The 19,362-nt window shown below is 70.3% G+C and carries 17 protein-coding genes; 11 read left to right on the forward strand and 6 right to left on the reverse strand.

Translation table 11 applies throughout. The features are described from left to right. Positions 1-1,175: 1,175 nt before the first annotated feature. The 3 genes from ACWD3D_RS03930 to ACWD3D_RS03940 all read left to right on the forward strand — a co-directional run bounded on the left by ACWD3D_RS03930 (position 1,176) and on the right by ACWD3D_RS03940 (position 5,222). On the forward strand, positions 1,176-3,209 hold the full coding sequence (locus tag ACWD3D_RS03930; protein WP_451459331.1) for a serine/threonine-protein kinase: 2,034 nt from the start codon (positions 1,176-1,178) through the stop codon (positions 3,207-3,209). 72 nt (positions 3,210-3,281) lie between these two features. After that, on the forward strand, positions 3,282-4,481 hold the full coding sequence (gene mqnC / locus ACWD3D_RS03935; protein ID WP_451459332.1) for a cyclic dehypoxanthinyl futalosine synthase: 1,200 nt from the start codon (positions 3,282-3,284) through the stop codon (positions 4,479-4,481). 90 nt (positions 4,482-4,571) lie between these two features. After that, positions 4,572-5,222: an amidohydrolase family protein gene (locus ACWD3D_RS03940; RefSeq protein ID WP_451459333.1), complete on the forward strand. Its 651-nt coding sequence runs from the start codon at positions 4,572-4,574 to the stop codon at positions 5,220-5,222. A gap of 43 nt (positions 5,223-5,265) precedes the next feature. Here ACWD3D_RS03940 and ACWD3D_RS03945 read toward each other — a convergent pair whose 3' ends face one another. After that, entirely contained in the window at positions 5,266-6,114 is an 849-nt protein-coding gene (locus ACWD3D_RS03945) for a hypothetical protein (protein ID WP_451459334.1), read from the reverse strand. 16 nt (positions 6,115-6,130) lie between these two features. Further along, positions 6,131-6,658 (reverse strand): SigE family RNA polymerase sigma factor, encoded by a 528-nt coding sequence (locus ACWD3D_RS03950; RefSeq protein WP_451459335.1) that lies wholly within the window; start codon positions 6,656-6,658, stop codon positions 6,131-6,133. A 188-nt stretch (positions 6,659-6,846) separates the two neighbouring features. On the opposite strand from ACWD3D_RS03950, the gene ACWD3D_RS03955 reads away from it, so the two are divergent. Further along, the gene (locus ACWD3D_RS03955; RefSeq protein WP_451459336.1) at positions 6,847-7,539 is read left to right on the forward strand and encodes a demethylmenaquinone methyltransferase; all 693 of its coding nucleotides are present in this window, start codon (positions 6,847-6,849) and stop codon (positions 7,537-7,539) included. Positions 7,540-7,591: 52 nt separating this feature from the next. Here the strand turns inward: ACWD3D_RS03955 and ACWD3D_RS03960 are convergent, their stop codons facing one another. Further along, positions 7,592-8,119 carry a GNAT family N-acetyltransferase gene (locus ACWD3D_RS03960; protein ID WP_451459337.1) on the reverse strand — a complete coding sequence of 176 codons (528 nt, stop codon included), beginning with the start codon at positions 8,117-8,119 and terminating at the stop codon, positions 7,592-7,594. A gap of 97 nt (positions 8,120-8,216) precedes the next feature. On the opposite strand from ACWD3D_RS03960, the gene ACWD3D_RS03965 reads away from it, so the two are divergent. The 4 genes from ACWD3D_RS03965 to ACWD3D_RS03980 all read left to right on the forward strand — a co-directional run bounded on the left by ACWD3D_RS03965 (position 8,217) and on the right by ACWD3D_RS03980 (position 11,845). Beyond that, positions 8,217-9,500 carry a geranylgeranyl reductase family protein gene (locus ACWD3D_RS03965; RefSeq protein WP_327176274.1) on the forward strand — a complete coding sequence of 428 codons (1,284 nt, stop codon included), beginning with the start codon at positions 8,217-8,219 and terminating at the stop codon, positions 9,498-9,500. 209 nt (positions 9,501-9,709) lie between these two features. Then, positions 9,710-10,276, forward strand: a complete 567-nt coding sequence (locus ACWD3D_RS03970; RefSeq protein WP_451459338.1) for a hypothetical protein — start codon at positions 9,710-9,712, stop codon at positions 10,274-10,276. 185 nt (positions 10,277-10,461) lie between these two features. Continuing rightward, positions 10,462-11,061, forward strand: a complete 600-nt coding sequence (locus ACWD3D_RS03975) for a dihydrofolate reductase family protein (protein ID WP_451459339.1) — start codon at positions 10,462-10,464, stop codon at positions 11,059-11,061. Between the two features lie 88 nt (positions 11,062-11,149). Next, a complete protein-coding gene (locus ACWD3D_RS03980; RefSeq protein ID WP_451459340.1) occupies positions 11,150-11,845 on the forward strand; it encodes an NUDIX domain-containing protein in 696 nt (231 codons plus the stop codon). A gap of 730 nt (positions 11,846-12,575) precedes the next feature. Here ACWD3D_RS03980 and ACWD3D_RS03985 read toward each other — a convergent pair. Together ACWD3D_RS03985 and ACWD3D_RS03990 are read right to left on the reverse strand one after the other, a co-directional pair. Further along, entirely contained in the window at positions 12,576-12,776 is a 201-nt protein-coding gene (locus ACWD3D_RS03985) for a DUF397 domain-containing protein (protein ID WP_328721207.1), read from the reverse strand. A gap of 11 nt (positions 12,777-12,787) precedes the next feature. Beyond that, positions 12,788-13,642, reverse strand: a complete 855-nt coding sequence (locus ACWD3D_RS03990) for a helix-turn-helix domain-containing protein (protein WP_451459341.1) — start codon at positions 13,640-13,642, stop codon at positions 12,788-12,790. Between the two features lie 252 nt (positions 13,643-13,894). On the opposite strand from ACWD3D_RS03990, the gene ACWD3D_RS03995 reads away from it, so the two are divergent. The 3 genes from ACWD3D_RS03995 (at position 13,895) to ACWD3D_RS04005 (ending at position 17,057) form a co-directional block, all read left to right on the forward strand. Further along, positions 13,895-14,389, forward strand: a complete 495-nt coding sequence (locus tag ACWD3D_RS03995; protein WP_451459342.1) for an ATP-binding protein — start codon at positions 13,895-13,897, stop codon at positions 14,387-14,389. A 212-nt stretch (positions 14,390-14,601) separates the two neighbouring features. Continuing rightward, positions 14,602-15,540, forward strand: coding sequence for an alpha/beta fold hydrolase (locus ACWD3D_RS04000; protein ID WP_451459343.1), 939 nt, complete (start codon positions 14,602-14,604; stop codon positions 15,538-15,540). A 302-nt stretch (positions 15,541-15,842) separates the two neighbouring features. Beyond that, positions 15,843-17,057 carry an esterase/lipase family protein gene (locus ACWD3D_RS04005; protein ID WP_451459344.1) on the forward strand — a complete coding sequence of 405 codons (1,215 nt, stop codon included), beginning with the start codon at positions 15,843-15,845 and terminating at the stop codon, positions 17,055-17,057. An 806-nt stretch (positions 17,058-17,863) separates the two neighbouring features. Here the strand turns inward: ACWD3D_RS04005 and ACWD3D_RS04010 are convergent. Further along, the gene (locus ACWD3D_RS04010) at positions 17,864-18,709 is read right to left on the reverse strand and encodes a C40 family peptidase (RefSeq protein WP_451459345.1); all 846 of its coding nucleotides are present in this window, start codon (positions 18,707-18,709) and stop codon (positions 17,864-17,866) included. Between the last annotated feature and the right edge of the window lie 653 nt (positions 18,710-19,362).

Genomic DNA, 19,362 nt, shown 5'->3' on the forward strand with positions numbered 1-19,362 from the left:
TCCGAACTGGCCGGCCGGCCGGCCGGCCGGCCGGCCGGACGGACGGACGGACAACGCAGCGCGACGGACAAGGCAGGCGGACGGACAGGCCGGTACGTGCCCCGCACGCGTCTGGATGACCCGTGCGGGGTTCAGCCGGGCCGGGGATGGGGCTGGGGCTGGGGCGCACGCGCCCGTGGTTCCGGAATCCGGGCTCCGGGAGTCGGGCGCACGTCTTCGGAGTGCTCGGGGTGCTCGGGGTGCTCGCGCGCTCGGAATATCCGTAGCCCACCTCAGGGTGCCCGGAGGTTGACGCGGGTGATGCGGGTGATGCGGGTGACGCGAGGTCGCTCCGGGATGCCCCCGGATGCGATGGGCCGGCATGCGGTACCGCCGGCTACCTGCGCCCGCCCGCTCGGGCCGGCTACCTGCGCCCGCCTGATCGGGGTCCTCAAGGCTCTCCTTCGCCGACGAACCGTTCCTCCCTCTTCGCGTCCTTCGCGCTTTCCCTGCCCCTTCCTCTCCCTTCCTGACTTTCGCGCCCTATGGTGGCTTTCTTCCGAGAGGCCCGTCCTGGACGGTTGTTGTTTTGCCGGGCGCGGAGTGGTCCGGGCGAAAGGGGATCGCGGCGGCGCGGACCGCCCGTGAACGGATCTTGGTTCTTCGTACGGTGCGCCGCTCCCGAGCCGCGACAGCAATGGCCGGGCGGTGGTATCGATCTTTTGGTGTGCGCGCCAACGATGCGCTTCTCCCTCCTCTCGGTTCTCATGCGGGCACCCTCGATTCCGCTTGCCCATTTCCTCTGGCCGATCTCCTCGCCGATCCCTGTGGGCCTATGTCCCCGCGCAGCTTCGTTTCCCGACTTTCTCTTTCCGGACATGTTTTCTCCGTCGGTCGGTAACTTTGCGGTCGGCCATTTCGCTTCTTTCGTGACGTGGAAGGAGAGCTGGGCCCGGTCGCCGGATGTGCGGTGGGGAGGGATGCCTGCGCGTTCCCGATGTCGGACGGGGAGGGGTGCGGGGATGGTGGAGCGAGGGAGCACGGAATTCGGAAGGCATCATTCCGCTACCTGTCGTCACTCCGGGGAACGGTGTCCTTTCCGGCGGAGAGAAATCGGTGGACCGTTTCTTGTGACCGGGTGATGGGCAGCCCTTACGCTTCGGTCGAGGTCCAGTCGCTTCACAGGGGGAGTCGCCATGCAGCCGCTGGAAGCCGGCGAACCGCGCACCATCGGCGCCTACCGGCTGCTCGGCAGACTTGGCGCGGGCGGCATGGGACGGGTCTACCTGGGGCGTAGCGCGGGTGGCCGCACGGTCGCGGTGAAGGTGGTGCATCCGCACTTCGCCCTCGACGAGCAGTTCCGAGCCCGGTTCCGGCGCGAGGTGGACTCCGCCCGGCGCGTGGGTGCCCGCTGGACCGCTCCGGTCCTGGACGCCGACCCCGACGCGCCGGTGCCGTGGGTGGCGACCGGATACGTGGCGGGGCCGTCCCTCGCGCAGGCGGTGACCCGTCATGGCGCACTGCCCGAGCGCGCGGTGCGGACGCTGGGAGGCGGTCTCGCGGAGGCGCTGGGCGCCGTGCACGAGCAGGGCATCATCCACCGTGACGTGAAGCCTTCCAACGTCCTCCTCTCCCTCGACGGGCCCAGGCTCATCGACTTCGGTATCGCCCGGGCCATCGGCGCCACCGTCTCGCTCACCTCCACCGGGGTCTCCGTGGGTTCGCCGGGCTACATGGCGCCCGAACAGATCCGGGGCGCCGACATCTCCGGAGCGGCCGATGTCTTCTCGCTCGGCGCGGTCCTCGCGTACGCCGCCACCGGCTCGGCGCCTTTTCCCGGCGACTCCTCCGCCGTACTTCTGTACAAGGTGGTCCACGAGGAGCCCGAACTCGGCGATCTCCGGGGCGGAATGAGGGATCTCATCGCCGCGTGCCTGGCGAAGGACCCGGCCGCCCGCCCCTCCCCGCCCGACATAGCCGGCGCTCTCGCCCCCGGCGGTGCGGGCGTGTTGGTGTCGGCGGGCTGGCTTCCTGCCGCGTTGGTGCATGAGGTGAGCCGGGACGCCGTGGCGCTGCTCGACCTCGAACCCCAGGAGGGCCCGGTGCTGTCGGGCCCCGTCCCCTTCAGCAGCGCCTCGCTCGAAGCACGCCCGCTCGAAGCACGCCCCCTCGACGCACGCCCTGCCGACGCACGGGGCGCTGAGGGCCGTACGGCGGCGCCCGCCGACGGTGGCACCGGCGGCACCAGTGGCTCGGGTGGCAACGGCGATGAGAGCGCGGGCCCCCAGTCCGCCGACGGTCACTCCACGGGGCTCCACTCCTCCAGAGCCCCGTACTCCGGCGCCGGCCTCGGCGTCTTCGGCCCGCCGATCCCGCTGCCCGCCGTCGACGGGGCGGGAGGTGCCCCGGGCCTGGAGGCCGCTCACCATCCGGCGAACGATCCACGCCGCTCCCCGTCGGACTCGGCCCTCTCCCCGCCCGGGCCGCGGTTCTCCGTCGCGATGAGCGCCGACAGGCTGCCGGAGACCCGGCCCGGGGCCCGTCCCGGCCGGAGGGTCAGCTGCACCGTCGCGCTGGCCGTCGCCGGCGCGCTGGCCGTCGTGGCTCTGACGTCGGGCATGCTCGGCGACCTGTTGCCCTGGGGCGGTGACGCGGGCGATCACCGCGATACCGCCGCCACCCCGCACTCCGCCTCCCCGACCCCGGGGTCCTCCTCCGCCTCTCCGTCCACGTCCGACGACCCTTCCGCCGACTCCGGCTCCGGTACGCCGTCGGGTGACGTCACGTCGCCGCCCGCACCCGGCGACGGAGACCCCGGGGACGACGAAGGGAGCGGCGGCGGGACCGGCGACAAGGTCACCGCCCTGCCCAAGTCGTTCGTGGGTACCTGGTCCGGACCGACCACCGAACGCTCCGGCGTCTCGCACGGCAACCTCACCGCCGTGTTCACCGAGGGGAAGACTGGCCAGGACGTCGTGCGGATGACCCAGTCGATCAGTTACCTCGGTTCGCAGATCTCCTGTTCCAGCATCGGCACGCTCTCCTCCGGCACCAAGAAGGTGCTGAAGGTCCACGAGCGCTCGGACGCGAGCAGTTCCGCGAGCCTGTTCTGCACCGGGGCCGAAGCGGAACTCACCTTCACCCTCAACAAGGACGGAACTCTCGCCTACCGGTCGTACGAAGAGGCCGCAGGGCTTCCCACCGGCACGCTGACCCGGTCCGGCCACTGAACACCGTGAGGGCTGGCGTAGGCTGATTCGGTCCGTGGATCCGTAGAAACACCGCCGAAAGGTGACAGCCCGGTGACCGAGAAGGCCGACCTTCAGCCCATCCTCGACCGCGCCGCCGAAGGCGGGCGAATCTCCGAGGAGGAGGCGCTCGACCTGTACCGGTCGGCACCGCTGCACGCGCTCGGAGCAGCGGCCGACGCCGTGCGCCGCCGCCGCTACGCGGGTACGGAGCACATCGCGACGTACATCATCGAGCGCAACATCAACTACACCAACGTGTGTGTCACGGCGTGCAAGTTCTGCGCCTTCTACGCCGCGCCGAAGGACACCGCCAAGGGCTGGTCCCGCGACCTCGACGACATCCTGCGCCGCTGCGCGGAGACCGTCGAGCTGGGCGGCACCCAGATCATGTTCCAGGGCGGCCACCACCCCGACTACGGCGTGGAGTACTACGAGGAGCACTTCTCCGCCATCAAGAAGGCGTTCCCGCAGCTGGTGATCCACTCGCTGGGCGCTTCCGAGATCGAGCACATGGCCCGTATCTCCAAGGTGTCCGCCGAGGAGGCGATCCAGCGCATCCACGCCGCCGGTCTCGACTCCTTCGCCGGTGCGGGTGCCGAACTCCTGCCGTCCCGCCCGCGCAAGGCCATCGCTCCGCTGAAGGAGTCCGGTGAGCGCTGGCTTGAGATCATGGAGATCGCGCACAAACTCGGTGTCGAGTCCACCTCCACCATGCTGATGGGCACCGGCGAGACCAACGCCGAGCGTATCGAGCACCTCCGCATGATCCGTGACGTGCAGGACCGTACGGGCGGCTTCCGCGCCTTCATCCCGTACACCTACCAGCCGGAGAACAACCACCTGAAGGGCCGCACACACGCGACGCTCTTCGAGTACCTCCGCATGATCGCCATCGCGCGCCTCTTCCTGGACAACGTCCCGCACATCCAGGGTTCCTGGCTGACCACCGGCAAGGAGGTCGGCCAGCTGTCGCTGCACTACGGCGCGGACGACCTCGGCTCGATCATGCTGGAGGAGAACGTCGTCTCCTCCGCGGGTGCCAAGCACCGCTCCAACCGCCTGGAGATCATCGACCTGATCCGCAAGGCGGGGCGGGTGCCCGCACAGCGCGCCACGACCTACGAGCACCTGGTCGTCCACGAGGACCCGGCGCTGGACCCGGTCGACGACCGAGTCGTCTCGCACATCTCCTCCACCGCCCTCGAAGGCGGCACCGCTCACCCCGAGCTGAAGCTCCTCAACGCCAACTGACGACGTCGGCGTCCTTGGCGTCGCCGTGTTCCCCGGCATGCCGTCCTCCTTCCGTCTCTTCCCGCCCGGGACCGGGCCAGGTGTCTTCTCGTGCTGACGATCCACGCCGCCGATCTGCTGCTGCCCGGCCCCGGGCGGCGGCCGGTTGCCGGTGGTGCGGTTCTCGTCAGGGACGGGTCGGCCGTCGCCGTCGGCCCGTACGAGGACCTGGCCGACGGGAATCCGACGGCCCGGGTGCGCCGCTGGCCCGGGCTGCTGACGCCCGGACTCGTCCAGACGCACGGCTCGGCACTGCTGGAACGGGCCTACCACCCCGACCCCCGGGAGTCGGACGCCCTCGGCACCGAACCCCTGACCGGTGCCGCGCTGAGCGGCGTGGACATGGGCGACAGCCGGTGGGGCGCGAGTGCGCGACGCGGGGTGCAGCGGATGTTTGCCCACGGCACCGTCGCCGTGGTGGGGCCCTTCACACGGCCCTCCGTGGCGGACGCGGTGCAACGGTCGGGTATGCGGGTCCTGGTCCGGCCCTCGCCCGAGACGGGGGCGCCGGCCTCGCTGGACCCCCTCACGGGGCGTCGTACGGCAGCCGAGACGTTCGCCGGGCCTGCGCTCGACACCGCGAACCGCCCTGCGGACTTCGCCGTGTTCGACGTCCCCGACGACGAGACTCTCCTCGAGGTGGGCGCGGCCTGCTGCGTCGTCACCGTCCTCGGGGGACGGATGGTCTACCGGCGACGTTGAGGTCGAGTCGAGGCGGAGGCCCTGGCGCCGGCCTCTTCCCGCGTCACATCCCCTTCATCGGGTGCTGGACCGCGTACCGCACCCGCTCGATGAGCCGGGCGTCCTGCGCGATCCCGCGCAGCTTCTCGGCGGTGACGGGCGAGGACTTCCCGTGCTCGTCGTCCGGCGCCACGGAGAGGCCGACCAGGTTGTCCTCGTAGGTGAAGCTGATCCGTACGCCCGTCGTGTCCTCGGAGTTGACCGCGGCCGTCGTCGCGGTGCCCCATATGCCGTCCTGGACCAGGAACTTGTGGCAGGTGCTGTGCTTCGCCGGGACGTCCTCGCACGTCGGTTCACCGGTCTTCCCGCCTTCCGCGGGGCGGACCGAGAAGGTCAGGGGGAAGGTGAACTCCCCGGACTTGAGCTGGTACTGGCTGACGCGCAGGTCCACCGGGTGCACCACACCGTCGGCGAAGAGCATGTCGTCGAGTTCCTGGGCGGCCCTCTTCTGGAACTCCTGTTGGATTCTGCGCTCCGAGGCCGTCAGGTCCGCCATGGAGAACTCGCCGGGCGACGGCTCCACGTGCACCGGCTCGCGTGAGCGGTCGACGTGGCCGGCACGGGCCGGGACGTCCGGGGCGCCGGTGAGGGACAGCCCGGGGTCCGGGCTCGTGACGGCGGTCGTGGCTCCGCCGTCCGGCCAGGCGGACGCCGAAGCGAGGATTCCGAGGGCCATCACCGCAGTCGCCCCCGCGCCCAGGGCCGCCTGGCGGCGGGCACGGCGCTTGCGGCCCTGGACGACCGCTCCTGCGACCAGGTCGCCCGGCAGCGGCGCGCGGCCCGTGGCCTCCTTCATGACGGACCTCAGCAGATCACCCATCTCCCGCTCGACGTCCGTGGGATCGGTCAGCATGGTTCCACCTCTTCTTTCAGGCATGGACGGTGTAGGTGCGGGCGTCGCCGAGCTGCTCGCGCAGCCGGGCAAGGGAACGGGAGCACTGGCTCTTGACGGTGGACTCACTGCACCGCATCAGTGAGGCGACGGTCTCGACGCTCAGGTCCTCCCAGTAGCGCAGGACGACCATCGCCCTTGCCCGGGGCGGCAGTTCGGCCAGTGCGGACAGAAGGGTGACCGTCAGCTCGGGGCTGATGTCGGCGGTGGGTGGGTCCACCGGGGTGTGCGCGAGGAGGTCACGGATGCGCCGTCTTCGCTCGGCGAGGTAGGTGCGCGTCAGCACCGTCCTGGCGTAGGCGTGCGGCGAGTCGGCCGCACCCACTCTGCGCCAGTGCTGGAACAGCTTGGCCAGCGTCGTCTGCGTGAGGTCCCGTGCGTTCTCCGCGTTTCCGCAGAGAAGATAGGCAGTCCTGTACAGCCGGCGTTGGTTCGCGCGGGCGAATTCCTCGAAGCCCTCGGCATTCATGGGGCCGGTCGAGCCCCGGCCCGGTCCTGCGTCCATCTGTCCCCCCGTCCTGCTTCCTGCTACGTCCTGTTCGTCCTGTCCGTCCTGTCTCCCTTCTCTGAGTGCTCCCGCCGGGGAAAGGTTGAGAGGAAGTGGAAACTCGTCGCGGGCGTGCCGTACGGGTCCGGCGCGCCACCCCGGGTGCCCCCGCGAAGCCTGTCGGTGCGGGCTGCTTGAATGGGTGGGTGACCCGAGCATCCCTGGAAAAGCAGCCGCACGAAGTCGCCTCGATGTTCGACGACGTGGCGCGAAGGTACGACCTGACCAACGACGTGCTCTCGCTCGGACAGGCCCGGCTCTGGCGCAAGGAGGTCGCCAAGGCGGTCGACGCGCGCCCGGGGCAGAAGATCCTGGACCTGGCCGCCGGTACGGCCACCTCCTCGCAGCCCTTCGCACAGGCCGGCGCCTACGTCGTGCCCTGCGACTTCTCGATCGGCATGCTGAAGGTGGGCAAGGAGCGACACCCCTGGATGCCGTTCACGGCGGGTGACGGGACGAAGCTCCCGTTCAAGGACGAGACCTTCGACGCGGTCACCATCTCCTTCGGGCTCCGCAACATCCAGGACACCGATGCCGCGCTGAGCGAGCTCCACCGGGTCACCAAGCCCGGCGGCCGGGTCGTGATCTGCGAGTTCTCGCAGCCCACCTGGACGCCGTTCCGCACGGTGTACCTGGAGTACCTCATGAAGGCGTTGCCGCCCCTCGCCACCGCGGTGAGCAGCAACCCGGACGCGTACGTCTACCTCGCGGAATCCATCCGCGCCTGGCCGGACCAGGCCGGACTCGCGACCCTGCTCCAGAAGGCCGGCTGGTCGGGCGTCGCCTGGCGCAACCTCACCGGCGGCGTGGTCGCGCTGCACCGGGGCGTGCGCGACTGAGCGCCGGCCCTACGGGTACCCCCGGAGCCGGCCGGGGCACGTGGGGCACCCCTCAGCCGCCCAGCTCCAGGCGGTAGCAGAGCGCCGTGCGCGGGACTCCGGTGGTGATTTCGTACGACTCGGCGAGGCGCATCCCCAGCCGCTCGGCGACCGCTACCGACCGGTGGTTGCGCGAGTCGATCATCGCCACGACCTCGTCGACGCCCGCAGCCCGTACCCGTTCCAGCGTGGTGCGGGCGGCGGCGGTGGCGTATCCGTGGCCCCAGGCGGCGCGTCCCAGCCGCCAGCCGATCTCGATCGCTCCGACCGGCCCGAACGTGGCGTGCGGCCACGGCTGGGCGCCGGTGAAGCCCAGTACTTCGCCGGCCTCGTCGGTCAGCGTCCAGAAACAGAAGCCGAGTTCGGCGTCGTGCCGGCGCTGGCGCGCGGTCAGCTCCTCGTACACCGAGAACTCCGCGCTCCGGCCGCCGTGGAACTCCATCACCTCGGGATCGTCGAACGTCCGGTACCAGCTCAGGGCGTCCTCGTCGGTGGGAACCCGCAGACGTACCGTCGGGTGGGAGGAAGGCGCGATCGTCATCGGGGAGCCCTTCGGTAAGTTGATCTGCCGGTCCCCATAGACTGCATGGGACCGGTGCCCCGCGGCACGCGTTTTCGAGTCTTCGGGAGATCCGACCGTGACCGAGCCCCTCTCCGAACACAGCGCGGACGTGATCGTCGTCGGAGCGGGCCCAGCCGGCTCCACGACCGCGTACTACCTCGCCAAAGCCGGGCTCGACGTCCTGCTGCTGGAGAAGACGGCGTTCCCCCGGGAGAAGGTCTGCGGCGACGGTCTCACCCCGCGCGCGACCAAGCAACTGGTCTCCATGGGCATCGACATCTCCGAAGAGGCGGGCTGGTCGCGGAACAAGGGCCTCCGCATCATCGGCGGCGGCGTCCGTCTCCAGCTCGACTGGCCCGACCTCGCCTCCTACCCGGACTACGGCCTCGTCCGCAAGCGCGACGACTTCGACGAGCAGCTCGCCCGGCAGGCGCAGAAGGCGGGCGCGCGGCTGTACGAACGCGCCAACGTCGGCGCCCCGATCATCGACGAGCGCACCGGCCGCATCACCGGCGTCAACGCCAAGCTCGGTGAGGAGAAGACCCCGGTCACCTTCCACGCCCCGCTCGTCGTCGCCGCCGACGGCAACTCCACCCGGCTCTCCCTCGCCATGGGCCTGCACCGCCGCGAGGACCGCCCGATGGGCGTCGCGGTCCGTACGTACTTCACCTCGCCCCGCCACGACGACGACTACCTGGAGTCCTGGCTCGAACTCTGGGACCGGCGCGGCCCGCAGGACCGCCTGCTGCCCGGGTACGGCTGGATCTTCGGCATGGGCGACGGCACGTCCAACGTCGGCCTCGGCATCCTCAACTCCTCTTCGGCATTCCGCGAGCTGGACTGGCGCGAGGTCCTCAAGGCGTGGTGCGCCTCCATGCCGGCGGACTGGGGCTACACCCCGGAGAACATGACGACGCCCATCCGCGGCGCCGCCCTCCCGATGGCCTTCAACCGCCAGCCGCACTACACCAAGGGCCTGCTGCTCGTCGGTGACGCGGGCGGCCTCGTCAACCCGTTCAACGGCGAGGGCATCGCCTACGCCATGGAGTCCGGCCAGATCGCGGCCGACGTCATCGTGCAGGCCACCGCCCGTGCGACCCCGGCCCAGCGCGAACTGGCCCTGCACAACTACCCGAAGATCCTCAAGGACACCTACGGCGGCTACTACACGCTGGGCCGCGCGTTCGTGAAGATCATCGGCAACCCGAAGATCATGAAGATCGCCACGCAGCGCGGCCTCACCCACCCGCTGCTGATGAAGTTCACCCTGAAGATGCTGGCCAACCTCACCGACCCGACCGGCGGAGACGCGATGGACCGCATCATCAACGGGCTCTCGAAGGTGGCACCGAAGGCGTGAGGCGGGGGCCGGGCGCGAGGGTGACCGCTTCCTGAGCGGTGAATCGGCCGGTGGTGGCCCCGGGGGACGGCTGAGCCGCCCTCGGGGCTTCTGTCCGCGGAGGGGACATCCGAAGGCCCGCGACCGGTTGTCACCACGAGGGTCCGTGGCGACCATGGGGCCGTGGAGTCAGCGGGTCACGTGGGACGGACAGCCCAGGGGGAAGCGTGATGAGTACAGGTGTTGTCGCTCTGCTGGTCGCCGCCGTAGGGGTGCTGGGCACCTTGCTCGCGCCGGTCACCACTGCCTGGGTGAGTGCGCGCACCCGCCGTCTGGAGTTCGAGATCCAGCAGCGCACCGACCGGGCCAACCGGCAGGTCGAGGATGCACGGCAGGACCTGGAACGCAGACGTGCGACATACGTGGCCCTCAACTCCAGCGCACGTCGCTACCGGTTGGAACTGATGGACGAACTCCACGCCGTGCGCATGGGGGAGTCCGGGGTGCCCGGTCGCAGTTCCACCGAGAACACGCGGGCGAGCTTCCAGAACACGTACGCCGAGGCTCAGATGCTGGTCCCTGACTCCGTGCTCGGGCCGTGCCGAGCGGTGCGCATCGCACTCGCGGACGCTCAGAAGCTTCTGGACGCGCTGCGCGCGGTGACGACGTACGAGACCGATGACTGGGAGGAAGCGCACGCCTTCTTGCTGAGGTTGTGGGATGTCATAGGGGAGATGTCGGTCGCCATGCGACGGGACCTGGGGATCGCGTCGTCTCCCGGCCAAAGCGTGTTGTGAAGGGTCCGCCTATCCGCCGTCCGGGCGGCCGGTGCCACTTTCGGACCACGCCCCGAGCGGCGCACCGGCCCGATGCCCGTCCGGATCGGCCGCCGCGTCCGGCGCGCCGCGATGAGTTTTCGCCGGTCCGACTGTCTTCCTTACGTACAGAGCCTGTGGACGACGGAAGACCAGGGAGCGAGCCCGTGCGTATCGTCATCAGTGAATTCATGAGTCTCGACGGCGTCGTGCAGGCGCCGGGCGGCCCCGAGGAGGATACGGATGGCGGGTTCGCGCACGGTGGGTGGTCGCACCCGTTCTTCGACCCGGAGGTCGTGGGCGGGACCTTCGACGAGGTGCTCGCCAAGGCGGAGGCGCTGCTGTTCGGGCGCCGTACCTGGCAGACGATGGCCGGGGCGTGGCCGGACCGGGCGGGCGACCCGTTCGCCGACCGGATGAACGCCATTCCGAAGTACGTCGTCTCGAAGACGCTGGCCGACCAGGACCTGTCGTGGGCCAACACCACGCTGATTCCCGGCGGTGAGGCCGTCGACCGCATCCGTGCCCTGCGCGGAACGGAGGGTGGTGATCTGGCCGTCATGGGCAGCCCCACCCTCGCGCGGACTCTCCTGGCCGAGGGCCTGGCCGACGAACTGCGGCTGATGGTCATGCCGGTACTGCTCGGTGGCGGTAAGACGATCTTCCCGGCGGACGGTGGCCTGCGCACGCTGGAGCTGGTCTCGACGGTCACCAGCGCCGCCGGAGTGAACGTGTGCACCTACCGGCCGGCTGCTACGAACGTCTGATCGCCTCTCGCGAACGCTCTGGCGAACTCGGCTGTCTCTGCCGAGTAATGCCTTGCGTCCGCCTCCGGCCGCCCACACCATCGGGTCCATGAGAGCAGACGTGCGGTACGACGACGATGCCCTGGTGCTCACGAGCGACTCGACGGAGGACGGCCTCTACCACCTGCCCCGCGCCGGAGAACCGATGGACGAGAGCCGCTGCCGGGCCCTCACCCTCGCGGAGGCGCTGCATGTGCGCATCCGGCCGGTCGGCACGGCGGAGGAGGTGCTCCGCGACTGGACGGTCAGAGGCCCGAAGAGCGGCGCGGCGCGGTGGAAGGACCCGACGACCTCCGTGCCCAAGCGCGTACGGGCCGGTGCGATAGTCATCCGCGACGGACAGATCCTGCTCATCCGGCAGTCCGACCGCCGTTACACCTGGTACGAGATCCCCGGCGGCGGCGTGGAGGCGGGGGAGACCCTGCACGAGGCGGTGCTGCGGGAGTTGCGGGAGGAGACCGCGCTCGCCGGGAGCGTCGACCGGGAGGTGGCCCGAGTGTGGAAGGAGGAGACCCGGCAGCACTACTTCGTCGTACACGCGGAGGGTGAGGTCGGCGCAGAGGACCAACTCGACAACTACGGGGGCCGGCCCGTGTGGATGCCGGTGGCCGAACTGCCCGGGACGGCCCTCTGGCCACGGCGGCTGAGCTGGCGCATCGCCCACTGGCAGAACACCGGGTGGCCCGCGTCACCCATCGAACTCGCCGACAGCGTCAAGGACTTGGGGAAACCCTGTACGTGGTAGCTGCGGGGTGCCGAGGCTCGGTGACGGGTCCGGGTCCGGGTCCGGGTCCGGGTCCGGGTCCGGGTCCGGGGCCGAGGCTGGGGCGCGGTCGGGGCCGCCGTGCGCGCCGGACTCCGCGTGCGACAACAGGAGGTACGTCAGGGGGCGCACGTTCCACTCCAGGTGGCGGCCCTTGCGGAGCCGGAGCACGTACCCGCAGGGCTCGCCCTGGTACAGCGCGCCGAGGGCGGGAATCCAGCCGCCGTGATCCGCCCAGCGGCGGGCCTTGGCCGCCTCGTGCGGAGGCAGTCCGAGAAGGTGGCTCGCGCGGAGCCGGCCGCGGATGGCTCGGACGGCGTCGTGCGGGGTGGGCAGGCTGCGGGAGGTCCACGGGCTCGAGTGCGAAGCCGTTCGCGGGCCCGTAACGGAGCACCTCGAACCGTAAGTCGATCCGCCGCCGGGCCTCGGCGGGCTCGGGTGTTGTCCGGAATGAGTTGGGCATGGTGGACCGTCCGATCGCAGCATCGCGGCAGGGGCGCCCATGTGCCCGCATGACTGCGGGCAGGGCGCGTCATGTCGGTTCCAGGGCGGTCGAGCGGTGCGGGCCGACCGGTATCGACGACGTAGGGTGACGCTAGCGTGACTCCTGGATGCGGTGCAAGGGTGTTCCGGAGCTTTGATGTCGTGGTCACGCGCGAGAGCCCCCTGCCGGACGGCTGGGGGCTCTCGCGCGGTGCTGGGCAGATGTGTCCTACAGGGCGAAGTGGTCGAACTCGCCCGCCTTGACGCCCTTGATGAACGCGGCGAACTTGGCGGGGGTCGTCACTGTCACGATGCTCGGATCGTCGCTCTCCCGCATCAGGATCTGGCCGGCTTCTTCGGCGATCTCGACGCACTGCTCGCCGCCGCCTCCGGAGAAGGACGACTTCTGCCACTCGATCTCAGTGTTCATGCTCCGGATTCTCACATGTCCCGGGCGAGGTGGTGAATGAAGCTTCTCGACTCCTCCGGCGGCAGGCTTACTTCTCGCGCGAAGTCGAGTTGCATCCGGTATCTGCGCAGGTCTGCCGCCGCATCCAGGTGGACGCCGCCGAAAGGGGCGTCGACGTGCACGGTGTCCAGCTCGGGCACGATTCCGCCGGCGTACAGAACGGTCTGGGTGACCTCCACGAACCGATCGCTGGCGAAAGGGATCACTCGGATCGTCACGGCGTCCAACTCGGCTGATTTGAGTAGGTGTTCCAGTTGCTCGCGCGCTACCGTCCGGCCGCCCACGCGCATGCGGAGGCTGGCCTCGTGGACGATGGCCTCGAATCGCGGAGGGCTTTTGCGATGGAGGACCGACTGTCTGCGCATGCGATGTTCCACGCGTGCTTCCACCTCTTCGGCGGGTAGCTTCGGCAACACCCCGTCGAAGAGGGCGCGCGCGTACTCCGGGGTTTGGAGGAGACCCGGCAGGGTGACCGACTGGAGACACCGCATGTGGTCCGCGTGGTGCTCCAGTTCGGAGACGTCCAGGAAGCCCGGCGCGAGTGCACCGCGGTACTCGTCCCACCAGAACTGTCCGCGGTGCTCCAGCGAAATGGCACAGAGGGCATCGATCAACGCTCGGTCGTCGCAGCCGTAGAAGACGGCGAGACGTCGGATCCGCGCCTCGCCGATGCCGCTGCGCCCCGCTTCGATGTGGCTGATGCGAGCTTGGTCGGTGGAGATGAGTCCGGCGGCTTCGCGGGCGGTCTTTCCCGCGCTCTCGCGCAACTTTCTCAACTCCGCCCCCAGGCGGGCCTGGCGGGCGGTCGGGTTGTCTCTCGGTGGCATGTCACCTTCCCCTGTTCTGCCCCACAGTCTGGCGCGGTCGTGGCGTGATGGTCCACCCGACCGTGTGAATAAGGAGGGGGCAACCTTGTTCCGGTGCCTACTTGGACCCTATGGTCCTCCGCATGGCCAGTCGAGCGTGTCGAGGGCTGAGCTGCCTCGCCTGCAAACCGGTCAGCCGCACCACGGTTCGGCTGAAGTGGTCGGAGTCAGGACGTGCGCACTGGAGACCGGATCGCGTAGGGAGAACTCGTCATGACCGTCGTAGCAACCCCGCCCCCGTCCGCCCTGCCCGAGAGGTCGCCTCTGCCGCGACGCGGCGACCGTTACCGGGTGGTGGCACCCAACAACGCCCACGCCGCGAAGCTGGCGCGGGACTTCGTGGGCACACTCCTCCGGGTGACCGGGCACCCCGGACTGGGCGACGACGCCCGGTTGTGCGTGAGCGAGGTGGTGGGCAACGTGTACTGCCACACGCGGTCGAGGCTGATCCGCGTGGACGTGGCGGTCGACTCCCATCGGGTCACGGTCCACGTGACGGACGACCAGCCGGAGCCGCTGCCCCTCACCGTTCCGGGGCCCGGCGCGGAGAGTGGCCGGGGGCTGCTCATCGTGGACCGGCTGTCCTTGCGCTGGGGGGCCACCGTGCAGGGGCGGGGGACACGGCAGACGAAGACGGTCTGGTTCGTGCTGGTGGGGCCGGAACCGGAACTCCAGGCATCACACCCACGGGGCGAGCGAGAGCTGTAGCCGAGCCCGCAGCGAGACAATCGCCGGCCGCCTGCCCGCCCTGGCGTATCCCCGTCCTGGGGGTATCCCCACCCTGCTCACTGGCCTCAGCTGCACTGCCGATCGGCGTGCCAACCGGATGTTCCCGGGGCGGGCGCCCCCGGAGGATGGAAGACATCCGGTCGGCTCCGATCGCACCCCGCACCCCGTATTCAGGCATCCAAGGATCACCCATGGCACGTATGCGCCCGCTCTCCCGACGTTTCCGCCGCGCGCTGTCCGCGGTCGCCCTGCTGGCGGTCACCGGCGGGATCGTCACCGCCTGCGGCGAGGGGGATTCCGCCGCCCCGCAGGCGACCCCGACGAAACCCTCGGCGTCGGCTTCGGCTTCGGCTTCGGCCGGGGCGGAGGCGCCGAAGCTGCACATGATCGACAGCGACGGTCACCAGGTCGCGTTCCACGTCACCGCGGGCCACGGCCCCACCATCGTCCTGGACGCGGGGGGCGGGGAGGACTCCTCGTACTGGAAGGACATCGTGCCCCGGCTTCACGCGGACACCGGGGCGACGGTCATCACGTACGACCGGGCCGGTCTCGGCCAGAGTGAGGCGGTGCCCGGGGCCTGGGACGTGGAGGCCGCCGTCAGTGATCTGAAGACGGGGCTCACCGAGTTGGGTGTCACCAAGGACGTGATCCTGGTGTCCCACTCGCAGGCCGGCGAGGTCGCGACCTACTTCACCAAGGAGAACCCGAAGGAGGTTTCCGGCTCCGTGCTCGTGGACGCCAACCTGCCCCCGTTCTTCACGGACGAGGAGATCGCCCGGCTCACCGCCGCGACCCAGCCCCAGCTGGACGCCGCGAAGAAGGACCCCACCGAGCCGGCGAACGCCCAACTGATCGCGACCGCCGAGAACTTCACCCCGGTCCACCAGGCGTACAACAAGATGTCCTGGCCGGACAGCGTCCCCGTGGACGTCATCGTGTCGGAGAAGACCCCCTTCGACGGATCGCCCGAGGACGCTCAGCGCTGGCGTGACGCCGCCGCCTCGTTCGTCCAGCAGGGGCCGAACCGGACGCTCGTCACGGCGATGGGCAGCTCGCACGACGTGCCGAAGGACCGGCCCGATTTCGTGGTGGAGCAGATCGAGAAGACGGTGTCCGCGCGCGGCTGACCCGTCACCGCCGTGGGGCGCACGGGCCCGGGCCGTGGCGGACAGGTCGGACGGGGCGAACAGGTCGTACGAGGCGGATGGGTTGGACGGTGCGTAAGGGGCGGACGGGGTCCGAATGCGGCCCGCTCTGGCCGGTAAACCTGCACATCATGCGTCCCCTATAGGGATGAACCAGGACGCATCCTCTCGCCCGGGGGTTCCCGGCCTGATCATGATGAGCCCTGTCTCCGTGACGTCCCTCAGTTTCCGTGCCCGCCGATCCGTCGGGCCGCTGGGGCGTGCGCAGACGGAGGAGCATCACCATGTCCGGTCAGCAGGCTGAGCAGGGCGTCGGCGAGTTCGCGGTCGGCGGGGCGGTCCATGCCCAGGCGCCGATCACCCTCCCGGTGCCCCGGCCCGACGAGGAGTGGGAACTCCCGAACGGCTTTGCCCACGTCTTCTACGGCGAGAACAACGACGGCATCCGGAGGCCGGTCCTCCTGGCCGACGGGTTCAACCTCGGCCCCTCCGACCTGGACAAGCTCTTCCGCGGCCTGGACGGGGGTGAGTACGCACTCGTCACGAAGATCCGTCGGAGCGGCCGGGACGTCGTCCTCATCGGCTACGACGAGCGCAGCGCCTCGATCCTCGACAACGCGAAGACCGTCACCGCCGCCATCCAGCGCACCATCGCCGCGAGGCGAGGAGACACCCCCCTGACCGTGGGCGGCTTCAGCATGGGCGGGATCATCACCCGGTACGTCCTCGCCAAGCTGGAGGGCCAGGGCATCGACCACCAGACGGCCCTCTACTTCTCCTGGGACAGCCCGCACCGGGGTGCCGTCATCCCTATCGGGCTCCAGGCTTTCTCCTACTTCATCCCGATGGCCAACAAGTTCGCCCGGCAGATGGACAGCCCTGCCGCGCGCGAGATGCTGTGGCGCCACTACGACCGGGAGACGGAGACCGTGGGGGCCGCCCCCGAGCGCGAGAAGTTCCTCGCGGAGCTGCGCTCGGTCGGGTTCTGGCCGCAGATCCCCCGCCTCATCGCGGTGGCCAACGGGCGCGGCGACGGCCTGGGGCCGGCCGTCAACCCCGGTCAGGTCGCACTCGCCAGCGTCGGCGAGCTGGTCTACCCCGGCACCACCTTCTACACCCAGTCCGAGGGCCACGAGGTCGTCGTCGCCGAACTGAAGCGACTCTTCCCGGCCGCCGAGAAGACCGTCACCACCAGCGGGTTCCCCGAGCTCGACGGCGCACCCGGCGGCACGCTCGACTCGTACGGCATCCTCGCGGAGATGCTGGAGCAGTTCGGGGCCGAGACCGAACTGAACCACGCCGACGTCTGCTTCGTCCCGACCGTGAGCGCCGTCGCGATCCGTGACGTCGACCAGCCGGACGACCTCTACGCGAACATCGACGGGCTGCCGCCGGAGGAGAGCGACCTCGACGAGTTCCTCTGCTCGTCCGAGACCACCGGGCACACCCGGGTCACCGAGCAGCTCGGGAGCTGGCTTCTGGAGCGGCTGCCGGACTGAGTCCACCCGGGCTCCTTCCCGGCCTTCCCGCCGTGCCGGCAGCCGGGCAGAGGGCGGGCAACAGGGCTCGACCGGGGGCGGGTTCGCTTTCGATTTTCCCGATGCTGCGGCGGGCAGGTGGGGATCGGCGGGCGGCCTGGGGTGTGGGGGCGCGGGCGCCCAGTCCCGCGCGCGGGGAGCACACGAGCCTGCTGTACGGGCACGGCGCCAACGCGGGACTTGGTGTGGGGGCCATCCCCGCACGCGCGGGGAGCACCAGACGGAAACGCCGATCATGACCCGCGACGAGGGACCATCCCCGCACGCGCGGGGAGCACAACGACGCGGCGAGATGTGAGACCACGGCGACGGGACCATCCCCGCACGCGCGGGGAGCACTCTTCCTGACCTGGGGCGTTATGACGCCGGAAGGCCACTGAAGGCCAACTTCGCCGAGTCCGGCATAAGGTGCACTTCGCCAAGGGGCGCATCGCAACCCGTCACGTCGCGCCCGTACGGAAGGGCAACCGCCCCTGCCGTGCGCTCCCCGAGCGTACCCAGCCGCCACCCGCTCCACCGCCGCCTCGGCCGATCCGCCGTCACGGGCCCCGCGCCCCGCACCGCCACCGCCCCGACGCACCGGGGCCGATCGCACCAAGGTTCCCACGCGCCAAGGGCCGCCCCTCCCGAGCGGGGAGGGGCGGCCCTTGGCCGCGCACGACCGACGGCGAACCGCGAGCGAGCTTGTGAATCAGTGAACGTACTCGGCGCGGGCGCCTTCCACGCGTGGGGCGACCCGTGCCGAATCGTTCACGCGGTCAGTGCGGTCAGAGAACCCGGACCGCGCCCGTCGGCTGGTCGTAGGAGAGGTCGCGCAGGACCGTGCCGGTGCTGGAGTTCTGCGCGCCGACGAACTGGCCGCCGCCCACGTAGACGGCCACGTGGTACGCGCTGCCCGCGCTGCCCCAGTAGAGGATGTCGCCGGGCTGAAGGTTGCTCAGCGAGACCTGCGTGCCGGCCACCGACTGGTCCTGCGAGACGCGCGGCAGGCTGACGCCGACCGAGGCGTACGCGGCCTGGACGAGGCCCGAGCAGTCCCACGAGTTCGGGCCGGTGCCGCCGGAGACGTACGCGTCGCCTATCTGCGCCTTGGCGAAGGCGACCACCGCGGCGGCGGAGCCGGAGACGCTCGACGAGGACGACGAGGTGGCGGCCGTGGTCGTCGCGGTGGCGGACGAGCCGGAGGATGCGCTGAGCGTGGTGCGCGCGGAGCTGCGGGAGGCGCGCTCGGCGGCCTCCGCCTTCTCCTTGGCCTCGGCCTTCGCGGCGGCCTCGGCCTTCTTCTTGGCCTCGGCCTTGCGGACGGCCTCGGCCTTGGCCTTGGCGGCGGCCTTCGAGGCGCTCTCGGCCGCCGCGTCCTCGGACGCACGCGTTTCGAGGTCGAGGGCGACCTGCTGCGTGGCCTGCACGGAGGCGGCGACGGTGGTGGAGAGGCCGGCCGTGAGGGTGGGCATCTCGATGGTCTGGGTCACCGGCTCGGCCTGCGCGGGGCCGGCTGCGCCTGCGACCGCGATGGTGCTGAGCACGCCACCGGCAACTCCGGCCCGCAGCGTCGTCCTGGACGAACGCTGACGGGGCTTCCGGTGGCTGGGTATGTGAGCGGTGTGGGACATGGGTACTAGCGCTATCAGGGCTGTAGGGGTCCCATCAAGAAACGTGTGTTGCGACACAGTTACGTCCGGAATATGAGAATCCGCTTCCGTGGAGCCTTTATTGACGGCGTAACGGACGAAATGGACATGGGTTCATAACGCCGTGATCACGGGGTTTCGGCAATACGCCCGAATTGCCCGTCACTTACCATCCGTTCACGTCGATGGCCAAGCCCACTTGATTCTCGCCGAGTTCGAAGTGACGCAGGTCACTGTGTGACCTACCTGTGAAGGGCAACCGCGCGCGGGTGTTCCGCGTGGAGGATCCGGCCGGGCGTCGCGCCCGTCCGCCGCCCGGTGTGCGCTCGTCCACGAGCGCCCCGCGTTCGCCGCCCGCGCTCGTCCGCGAGTCGCCCCGCGCCCACTCCCGGCATTCGCTGCTCGCTCCCCATACGCGCTCCCCGTACACGCTCCCGGTACCCACTCCCGCCGCCCGCTCCCCGCGCCCGCCTCTTGAGCTCGCCGCCCGCACCGCCCGCACTCGTGCGTTCATTCACAGGCTCGCTCGCCGGACCGTTCCCCGGGATTGCCGACGCCCGGCCGGCATCCCGCCCGACGCCCCACCGACGCCTGTCGGGAGCCTCTCGGTGCCCCGTGTGCCCGGAAGTTCGTCA

This window comes from Streptomyces sp. NPDC002690, from assembly GCF_053592415.1.